Origin of the sequence: Paraburkholderia sp., assembly GCF_034668105.1 — a bacterium.
Classification (GTDB): domain Bacteria; phylum Pseudomonadota; class Gammaproteobacteria; order Burkholderiales; family Burkholderiaceae; genus Paraburkholderia.
In genome coordinates this window covers 1-9,849 of record NZ_JAXDPY010000524.1, presented here as the reverse complement: position 1 = coordinate 9,849, position 9,849 = coordinate 1, and the positions used below count along the sequence as shown (strand labels likewise).

Sequence of the window (9,849 nt, the reverse complement as noted above, 5' to 3'; positions counted from 1 at the left end):
CAGCGCCGGCATTTGCCGCTGCGGGTTCGATTGTTTCTGGACTTTCTCAAGCATACGTACGGCCATCCTGATTACTGGGGCTGACGCAGTTCAGGTGCACGTCACATCCGGTGATCCGGCGCGACGCCATCCTGCACAATCGCCGCGCAGGCTCTCGCAGCGGGTTTTCGATATGCGGACAGACCCGCACGCCGGCGTTAAGCGCGTTTCGGCGGACTACAATCGATTGAGGCGGCTTCCATGCCGAGCCTCGTGGCACGCTGACGACGCGCCGCACGCAGCCGGCGACGGAGGGCATCATGTTCAGGCATATCCTGGTTCCGACCGATGGTTCAGACCTCTCACGCAAAGCGATAGACGGTGCCATCGACCTTGCGCAGGCCGTCGGCGCTCGCGTCACGGCCTACGCGTGTCTGCCGCAATATCCGTACTCGCCGTTTTCGGATGTGGTAGTCGAACCACCGGTTGAGTTTCTGCAGCGCAGCGAGCGTGAAGCGCGTGTGCATCTGCGGGAAGTGGAGCAGGCGGCGCGTCGTTTCGGTGTCGCGTTCGACAGCCGCACCAGCGTGCATCCGGCGCCGTATCTCGGCATCATCGAAGCGGCGGAGCAGGGCGCCTGCGACGTGATCTTCATGGCTTCGCATGGGCGGCGCGGTCTCGGCAGCCTGCTGATCGGCAGCGAGACACAGCGGGTCCTGACGCATACCAAGATTCCGGTGATCGTGTACCGCTGAAATGCAAGTTCGCGATTCGCCTCGCGGGCAGCTACGGCAGGCTTAGACATCGCACAGCACAGCACGGCACGGCATGGCACGGCACGGCAAGGCACGGCACGGCACGGCAAGGCACGGCACGGCAAGGCAAGGCAAGGCAAGGCAAGGCACGGCACGGCACGGCAAGGCAAGGCACGGCAAGGCACGGCAAGGCGCAGCAAGGCATGGCGTACAGAAAAACGCGCCGGCGATAAGGCCGGCGCGTCCGATGCGCGCCGCACAATTGGATTTGTGCTGGCTTTGTCTGCGCTGCTGCCTCACTCCCAGATTCCGGCCCTCAGGGCCGCTGGCGTACTGCGGCCCTGAGGGCTACTCCTCCCTGACGGCGGCTCCTAACGGGTCGCCTTTTCGTCTGCCTTGCCGTTCTTGCGATCGGGCTGTGTTGATCTGCTTACGCAACCTTCTTGTCGAAGAACTGTTCGTCTTCCGTCGAGCCATGCAGCGCGGTTGTCGATGCGTCGCGTTCGACCGTCTGCGTCACGGCGTCGAAGTAGCCGGTGCCGACTTCGCGCTGGTGCTTGACTGCGGTAAAGCCCTTTTCTGCCGCGGCGAATTCAGCCTGCTGCATTTCGACGAACGCGGTCATCTGGTTGCGGGCATAGCCGTGGGCCAGATTGAACATCGAGTAGTTCAACGCATGGAAGCCGGCCAGCGTGATGAACTGGAACTTGTAGCCCATCGCACCGAGTTCGCGCTGGAACTTGGCGATGGTGGCGTCGTCGAGGTTCTTTTTCCAGTTGAACGACGGCGAGCAGTTGTACGACAGCATCTGATCCGGGAATTCCTTGTGGATCGCGTCGGCGAATTTCTTCGCGAACTCGAGGTCCGGTTTGCCGGTTTCGCACCAGATCATGTCGGCGTACGGCGCGTAGGCGAGACCACGCGAGATCGCCTGCTCCAGACCCGGCTTCGTGCGATAGAAACCTTCCACCGTGCGTTCGCCCGTCAGGAACGGCTTGTCGTTGTCATCCACATCGGACGTGATCAGGTCGGCAGCTTCAGCGTCGGTACGGGCCAGCAGCACGGTCGGCGTGCCGGAGACGTCGGCGGCCAGCCGCGCGGCGGTCAGTTTGGCGATGTTTTCTCGGGTCGGCACGAGCACCTTGCCGCCCATGTGGCCGCACTTCTTCACCGAAGCGAGCTGGTCTTCGAAGTGCACGCCCGCGGCGCCCGCTTCGATCATCGCCTTCATCAGTTCGAACGCGTTCAGCACGCCGCCGAAACCGGCTTCAGCGTCGGCCACGATCGGTGCGAAGTAGTCGATGTAGCCTTCGTCGCCCGGATTCTTGCCTTCCGACCACTGGATCTGGTCAGCGCGCGTCAGCGTGTTGTTGATGCGCTTCACGACGAGCGGCACCGAGTTCGCCGGATACAGCGACTGGTCCGGGTACATTTCACCGGCGACGTTCGCATCGCCCGCCACTTGCCAGCCCGACAGGTAGATCGCCTTCAGGCCAGCCTTCACCTGTTGCATGGCCTGATTGCCGGTCAACGCGCCGAGCGAGTTCACGAACGGCTCGTTGTTGACGCTTTCCCACAGCTTTTCCGCGCCGCGCCTCGCGAGCGTGTGTTCCACTTGCACCGAGCCACGCAGACGGATCACGTCTTCAGCCGTGTAGGTACGCTTCACGCCTTTCCAGCGCGGATCGGTTTCCCATTGCTGTTGGAGTTGCCTGGCTTGTTGTTCGCGGGACATGTTGTGCTCCTTGGTTGCCTGTAATGGATGGGTGACTTTGTCGACCAGAGTTGGCGCTTTCGCGCTTACTCGGGCCTCACGCAAGAAACTTGCGGTCTTCATCGAAGCGGCTGGCCCTTTGAGGCGTTTCGTTCCGTGAAGTCTTATATAAGAGTCTAGGCAAATCGACCGGCGCGCAATAGCGGTCTTGGAGCGTTTTTGGTTTATTTATTTTCGTTTGAAATCAACATGTTATTCGATTCGTTCCGCATTAAGAAACGTCTTTTTCCATCTTGCAATAGACAGTCTTGTGCCTTGCAGCACGATTTTTTACGACGCAAAAAAATTTTCCACATCGTGAAATATGAAGGGTTACCAAACTGTGGGCGAAAAAAAACCGGCGCCTGAGCACCGGTTTCTTTCGACTGATGGACGGCGCGGGGCCGTCCGGGTCTTTTCAGGCTGCCTTACGTACTGAACGAGCTACGCAAACAGGGCTTGCCTGAACACTGCTGAGTTGCTCCTTAGCTACCACGGCGCGCTGTACGCGGACCGTCGCTGCGGCGTGCGCCGTAGCCGCCGTCACGCGAACCGCCGTAGCCTTCGCGCGAACCGCCGCCGAAGCCGCCTTCGCGCGAACCGCCGCCAGCCGACTTGCCGGCCCAGCCGCTGCCACTGCTGCTACCGCTGCGCGAACCGCCGCCGTTACCGGCCGGCTTGCCAGCGCCGCTACCGCTACCGAAGCGACGGCCACCGCCATTGCCACCGCCCGGACGGCCACGGCCGCCAAAGCCAGGACGGCCGCCACCGCCCGACGGAGCCGACTTGCGCGGCTCGAAGCCTGCGACGACGTTGACCGGCAGCGGGGTACGTACGAAACGCTCGATGCGCTTGAGCGCGCCTTGTTCCGCGTGGTGCACGAGGCTCACGGCGATACCCGAGCGGCCAGCACGGCCGGTACGGCCGATACGGTGCACGTAGTCTTCAGCGAACTTCGGCAGATCGTAGTTGAACACGTGCGTGATGCCCGGGATGTCGATACCGCGAGCGGCGACGTCCGTTGCGACCAGCACGCGCACACGGCGCTCGCGCAGGGCCTTGATCGTGCGGTTACGTGCGCCTTGCGGCAGATCGCCGTGGAGCGCTGCCGATTCGAAACCGGCGTCGGCCAGACGGCCAGCCAGTTGGTCCGCGTCCATCTTGGTTGCCGTGAAGACGATAGCCTGGTCGAGGCCCTCGTCGCGCAGCAGATGGTCGAGCAGACGATCCTTATGATCGCGGTCGTCGACGTAATGGACGGTTTGCGCGATGTTGGTGCGTTGTTCGAGGCGTTGAACGATCTCGATCCGTTCCGGATCCTTCAGCAGGCGGCCGGTCAGCGAGCTGATCTTGCCGTCGAGGGTGGCCGAGAACAGCATGGTTTGACGCGAGGCCGGCGTAGCGGCAACGATCGTTTCGATGTCTTCGATGAAGCCCATGTCCAGCATGCGGTCGGCTTCGTCGAGCACGAGGATCTGCAGTTGCGACAGATCGATACGGCCGCGTTCCAGGTGGTCGATCAGACGGCCCGGCGTGGCAACCAGGATTTCCGGGTTCTTGGCCAGCAGCATCAGTTGTTGACCGTACGCGACGCCGCCCAGAATGCTGACGGTGCGCAGACGCTTGAGGTGTTTGCCGTACGTAGCAGCGGCGGTGGTGACCTGCATTGCGAGTTCGCGGGTCGGCGTCAGAACCAGCATGGTCGGACGGGCAACCGGTTGCGGACGGCGGGTGCGGGCACCGTCAGCCGGGCGCGGCTCACGCGGCTGGCTGGCTTGCGCCTTTTGCAGTTGAGAGAAACGTTCAATAGCCGGCAGCATGAACGCGGCGGTCTTGCCCGAACCGGTCGGGCTCGAGACCATCAGATCGCGGCCGGCGATACCGGCGGGGATCGCGCGTTGCTGAACCGGAGTGGGATTTTGATAACCAGCGGCGGTCAGGGCGGAGACGACATCCGCGGACAGACCGAGCGACGCGAACGACGGGCCGGTCGGCGCTGCGGCTTCTGCGGCGACGGCTTCCGGAGCGGCAGCAACGGCTGCGGCTTGCGCGGGGGCGTCGGCGAGACCGAGGGCTTGATCGGCGATGGCGTTCAACGGGCTGCTGGGGGTATTGCTCGAAGTCATGAGAATCCTTGATGCACAGGGAATTAAAACGTCGGCGCCAATCGGCATACCCAAGTCGTCGGATTCAGCGAGCAAAGAAGCAGCGAGCAAATCGAAAAACGGGGGCAGCTCGCGACAATGAAGGCGAGCTTTTCGTTAGAAGCTGTATCGGATGCGACATGCCAACACGGCGTGCCGCCAGCCTGGGACATGATCGCCCGTAGGGGGCTAGGCAGGAGGGGACAGGTTCTAAACTGGATTGGAGCTAAACGCTACGAGGCGCTGCGCCGCAAAGGCCGCTAGAGAAAAGCCGGGCAAAGCAGTGAAGCGCAGGCAGCATTGTATAGGGTTTTGTTGCACTGCGCCACCGTTAAGAAGTTTCCAAGAGGAAAACTTTCGTGTTGGTTGCCGAATCGGCTTAAAGACGGGACCCAAGCCGATCTGGAAACGTGCTGAGGCCGATTCAGGCGGCCGCGCCGCTTTTGAGCGCTTCGACCAGTTCGACATATTGCTGCTTTGCCGCGTCTTGCGCGGTGCCCTTGAGCGCGCCCCAGGCATCGTACTTGTATTTGCCGACGATGTCGGTGAAGCCGGGTTTGTCGCCATGAACGTCGCCTTCGGTGGCCTGTTTGAAGAGAGCGTAAAGGCGCAGAAGGGTGAGGTTGCCCGGACGCTCCGGCAGTTGCCTGACGTCTTCTTGAGCCTGGTCGAACTGGGTGTTGATGTCTGTCATGGTGTTTTGCCGTGGATGCGAATGGGGGTTGAGCTGGGCCAATGATCATAACAACTGCTTGCTATCGCGGGATCGAGGGCTCCTTCCAAAAAATGTGCGTCGCTGTCGGGGCGAAGCCTTTTCCAAAACCCTATCGACGCGCGTGGTGCCGATTACAATACGGTCCATGACTCAAACTGTGCTTCTTGCCCTCGATACCTCGACCGAATTCTGCTCGGTAGCGCTTCTGTCCGCTGATCACGTCGCGGGCCAGGCCGCCGCCGCACCCCGCATCTGGGTCCGCCACGAGCAAACCGGCGCCGTCTCCAGCACGCGCCTGCTCCCCGCGATTCGCGAACTTTTCGACGAAGCGGACCTGAAACTGGCCGACTGCCACGCCATTGCTTTCGGCTCCGGGCCGGGTTCATTCACGGGTCTGCGCACGGCGACCGGCGTCGCACAGGGTCTTGCGTTCGGCCTGAACCTGCCGGTCGTGCCGGTTAGCACGCTGCTGGCCTGCGCGGAAAGCGCACGGCTGCGCGATCCATCGGCGAGCCGCGTGCTCGCGGCGCTCGACGCCCGGATGGACGAAATCTATTGGGCCGACTACGCATGGGACGTGGCGCTTGGGGAATGGCGCACGCTTCACCCGGCTTCGCTCGACGCGCCGGATGGGCTCGTTTTACCCGACGTCCCTTTTACTCTGGCGGGTAATGCTGCTGCGGCCTTCGGCGTGCGGTTGCCCGCCGTCGCGGCGGCGCGAGCCGTCGACAGTGAAGCGCTGCCGCACGCCGTGCCGCTCGCCCACGCTGCGCTGCGTGCGTTTCGCGCCGGCCGCACGGTGCCCGCCGATCAGGCCGCGCCCGAATACATTCGCGACAAGGTCGCCCAGACCACCGCCGAGCGCGTCGCCGAAAAAGCGGCCAAGGCCGAGCAAGCCGCCGCCAGGCTGGCGCACGACGCGCAACAAGGCGAGGGCCGGCAATGAGTGGCGTGTTACTGGCGGACCGCTACATGTCGCCGATGACCGAAGGCGATCTGGACGAGGTCGCCGCCATCGAAAAGATCGCCTACGAATTCCCCTGGAGCCGGGGCAATTTCGGCGACTCGCTGCGCAACGGCTATTTCGGCATCTGTCTGCGTCACGTAACGGGCACGCTGATCGGTTACTGCGTGCTGATGCCGGTGGTCGATGAAATGCATCTGCTCAATTTATGCGTGACGCCCGCCGCGCAAGGCGCGGGTGCCGGGCTCGCGTTGCTGCGCGAGGCGGTGCGCATTACCCGCACCGAAAAACTCGAAGGCTTGCTGCTCGAAGTGCGGCCGTCGAATCATCGTGCTATCCGGCTTTACGAGCGCTTCGGCTTTACGTCGATTGGCCGGCGCAAGAATTATTATCCGGCGCGGCATCGCAGCCGGGAGGACGCCATCGTGATGCGTTTCTCGTTTGCCACGGAGGGCGCAGATGGCGCTGCATGAATCGGTACTGGAAGAATTCGGGCTCGCGCCGCTGTGGGTGCGTCGCGGGATGTCGGCGGCTCAGGAATCCACGGGTGAAGCCGCGCTCGAACCGGAAGCTGTTGCGACCACGGCTTCTGTAGCGCGTCCTGATGATCCGCGTGCGGCGGCGCGGAAGGCCTCCCCGGCTGCACTTGCGCGGGCCGATCAGCCGTCTGCGCCAACCGGGATAAGCGATCGTTTTGATCGCGAGGCGCCGGCACGTACAAGCGATTCGTCGAGTTCGATGCAGGAAAGGGAGCGTCGCGCAGCGTCGCCGGCGCACGAACAGGCGCAGGGACGTATGCAGGCGCCGGTCGATGTGCGGCAACCGATGAAACCGTCGCAGCAGCCGTCGCGAACCCCGGAACCGCCGGCATTCGACGCCCCGCCCGACGACGATTTCGCATGGTTCGACGATCAGCCGGCCCACGCGCCCGCTGAAACCCGCCGCGAGACACCCGGGTCCTCGATCCAGACGCTCGACTGGGACGGCTTGAGCGCGCAGGTCGCCGCGTGCGAACGCTGCCGTCTGTGCGAGAAACGCACGAACACGGTATTCGGCGTCGGCGATCGCCACGCCGACTGGATGCTGATCGGCGAAGCGCCGGGTGAGAACGAAGACCGCCTGGGCGAGCCGTTTGTCGGCCAGGCCGGCAAGCTGCTCGACAATATGCTGCGTTCGCTGACGCTCGCGCGCGACACCAACGTCTATATCGCTAACGTGATCAAGTGCCGGCCACCGGGCAACCGCAATCCCGAACCGGACGAAGTCGCGCGTTGCGAGCCTTATCTGCAGCGCCAGGTCGCGCTGGTCAAGCCGAAGCTGATCATTGCACTGGGCCGCTTCGCGGCGCAAAGCCTGCTGAGGACCGAGGCGAGCATTTCGTCGCTGCGCGGCCGCGTGCACGAGTACGAAGGGGTGGCGGTCATCGTCACCTATCACCCGGCCTACCTGCTGCGTAGCCTGCCGGACAAAGCGAAGGCCTGGGCAGACCTGTGCCTCGCGCGCGATACGTGGCTCGCGGCGGGCGGCGTGCCGTCGCAAGCGGCCACGTGACCGGCGCGGCCGGGCCGGCGGCGCGCGTCGCCGGCGCGCCGGGTATATCCGGCGCATCTGGTACAAGCGGCGCATTTGGTGCAGCGGGCGCATCTGGCACAACCGGCACAACCGGCACAACCGGCACACGCAGCACACCCGCAGCCCTCCTCGTGACGCTGCTCGGCACATTGCGTGAACCGGTCGTGCGCGATCTTGCATGGTTGCTGCTCAGCGCCGATTTGTTGCAAGCGCAACCACCGGTAGGCATGCTCGCCAGTCCTTTCGACACGCCGCAGGAAGCTGGCGCAACCATCGACTGGTTACACGCGCTGGATCGCGATCCAGCCGACTTACAGCGAGATCTCACAGCAACGCGGATCACACGTCTTGGCCGTTATGCCGAACGGCTCCTCGGGTGGTTCCTGGAACATGGACCGGCGGCGCGTCTGGTCGCGGCCAGTGTGCCGTTGCGAAGCGCGGGCATCACGCTCGGTGAATGCGATTTTCTGGTGCGGACGCAGCAGGGCGCGCGACTGCATTGGGAACTGGCGGTGAAGTGCTATCTGCATGCGGGTGAGGGCCACGTGCGCTCGATCACGCAGTCGGTCACTCAATCGAGCATTCAATCGGGCATTCAATCGGGCATTCAATCGAGCATTCAATCGGGCACCCGATCGAGCACTCAGTCGAACACGCCCCCGACGGCGCGACTAGCCGACTATGTCGGCCCGAATCTGAAAGACCGCTTCGATCTGAAGCTTGCGCATGTACTGAATCATCAACTGCCGTTGAGCGCACGCGACGAGTTCGCGTCGCTCGGCTACGCAGGGCCGTGGACGCCGCAGATGTACATCAAAGGCTGGCTGTTCTATCGCACCGGCGAAACCCCGGCTGAGCCTGCCGAGCTCGATCCGTCGCACGGACGTGGCTGGTGGGTCACGCGCAGCGATTGGCCGGACTTCGCCGCAGCGCACGCGCAGACGTGGCGCGTGTTGCCGCGGCTGGAGTGGCTTGCACCGCGGCGTCATGAACGGGGTGAAGCGGAGGGCGTGGGAATCGCTTTTGCCGATGCGCGCACGCTCGCCGAGCAAACCTCGCATCAACATGGCCCGACGATGGTCGCGGCGTTTGCCGATGACGCCGTGGGCAATCTGATAGAACGCTCACGCGGCTTCATCGTCCCCGACGAGTGGCCCGCGCACGCGCAGGCCTACGCGCAGCAATAGCGCAGGCGGATCACGCGAAACACGCGTCGGTCACCACCACCGATAAAAATGATGCACCGGCCCAACGCCGCTGCCGACATCGAGCCGATCGCTCGCCTGCAAAGCGCCGGTCAGATACAGCTTGGCGTCGGCGACCGCGCTCGCCAGATCGGCGCGCTGCGGAATCAGTGCCGCAATCGCTGACGACAGCGTGCAACCCGTCCCATGCGTATTCTTCACCGGCACGCGCGGGCCGAAGAGACGCAGCGTGCCGCTGTCCTCTACAAGCCAGTCGGGGCTGTCCGCCGCGCTCAAATGGCCGCCCTTCATCAGCACGGCCCGCGCGCCAAGCGCACGCAGCGCTTCGCCTTGTTCGACCATGCCGGCTTCGTCGGTGGCCGCCTCGACGCCTAGCAAGGCCGCGGCTTCCGGCAGATTCGGCGTCAACAGATCGGCCAGCGGCAGCAATTCGTCACGCACGGCGGCGACCGCATCCGGCAGCAGCAGCGCGTGATTGCTCTTCGAAATCATGACCGTGTCGAGCACGATGTGCTTCGGGTTATGCCGCCGCAATGCCTCGGCGACCGCGCGCGCGATCTGCGCGTTCGCCAGCATGCCGATCTTCACCGCATCGATACGGATGTCGTCGAACACCGCGTCGAGTTGCGCGGTGATGAAGGCGGGCTCCGGCGCATGGATCGCCGTGACGCCACGCGTGTTCTGCGCGGTGAGCGCAGTGATCACGCTCGCGCCATAAGCGCCGAGCGCAGAGAAAGCCTTCAGATCGGCCTGAATGCCGGC

9 protein-coding genes are annotated in these 9,849 nt (G+C 63.8%); 5 read left to right on the top strand and 4 right to left on the bottom strand.

Features of this window, described 5'->3' with window-relative positions; genetic code table 11:
- Positions 1 to 299 precede the first annotated feature (299 nt).
- Positions 300 to 734: a universal stress protein gene (locus tag QOC89_RS23395; RefSeq protein ID WP_323047190.1), complete on the top strand. Its 435-nt coding sequence runs from the start codon at positions 300 to 302 to the stop codon at positions 732 to 734.
- Positions 735 to 1,164: 430 nt separating this feature from the next.
- Here the strand turns inward: QOC89_RS23395 and aceA are convergent, their stop codons facing one another.
- The 3 genes from aceA to QOC89_RS23380 form a co-directional block, all read right to left on the bottom strand.
- Positions 1,165 to 2,469 (bottom strand): isocitrate lyase, encoded by a 1,305-nt coding sequence (gene aceA, locus QOC89_RS23390; RefSeq protein ID WP_179732720.1) that lies wholly within the window; start codon positions 2,467 to 2,469, stop codon positions 1,165 to 1,167.
- A gap of 503 nt (positions 2,470 to 2,972) precedes the next feature.
- On the bottom strand, positions 2,973 to 4,613 hold the full coding sequence (locus QOC89_RS23385) for a DEAD/DEAH box helicase (RefSeq protein WP_323047189.1): 1,641 nt from the start codon (positions 4,611 to 4,613) through the stop codon (positions 2,973 to 2,975).
- A 442-nt stretch (positions 4,614 to 5,055) separates the two neighbouring features.
- Entirely contained in the window at positions 5,056 to 5,325 is a 270-nt protein-coding gene (locus QOC89_RS23380) for an acyl-CoA-binding protein (protein WP_323047192.1), read from the bottom strand.
- A 166-nt stretch (positions 5,326 to 5,491) separates the two neighbouring features.
- Here QOC89_RS23380 and tsaB point away from each other — a divergent pair, with 166 nt between their 5' ends.
- From tsaB to QOC89_RS23360, 4 genes are all read left to right on the top strand, one after another.
- Complete coding sequence (tsaB, locus tag QOC89_RS23375) at positions 5,492 to 6,292, top strand: tRNA (adenosine(37)-N6)-threonylcarbamoyltransferase complex dimerization subunit type 1 TsaB (RefSeq protein WP_323047188.1); 801 nt, start codon at positions 5,492 to 5,494, stop codon at positions 6,290 to 6,292.
- Complete coding sequence (gene rimI / locus QOC89_RS23370; RefSeq protein ID WP_323047187.1) at positions 6,289 to 6,783, top strand: ribosomal protein S18-alanine N-acetyltransferase; 495 nt, start codon at positions 6,289 to 6,291, stop codon at positions 6,781 to 6,783. The genes tsaB and rimI overlap by 4 nt, the downstream gene beginning before the upstream one ends.
- Positions 6,770 to 7,861 (top strand): uracil-DNA glycosylase, encoded by a 1,092-nt coding sequence (locus tag QOC89_RS23365; protein ID WP_323047186.1) that lies wholly within the window; start codon positions 6,770 to 6,772, stop codon positions 7,859 to 7,861. Before rimI ends, QOC89_RS23365 begins: the two co-directional genes overlap by 14 nt.
- Positions 7,862 to 8,013: 152 nt before the next feature.
- On the top strand, positions 8,014 to 9,069 hold the full coding sequence (locus QOC89_RS23360) for a DUF1853 family protein (protein WP_323047191.1): 1,056 nt from the start codon (positions 8,014 to 8,016) through the stop codon (positions 9,067 to 9,069).
- A gap of 30 nt (positions 9,070 to 9,099) precedes the next feature.
- Here QOC89_RS23360 and thiD read toward each other — a convergent pair.
- Positions 9,100 to 9,849: bifunctional hydroxymethylpyrimidine kinase/phosphomethylpyrimidine kinase (gene thiD / locus QOC89_RS23355; RefSeq protein WP_323047185.1), on the bottom strand; the 750-nt coding region annotated here is incomplete at its 5' end.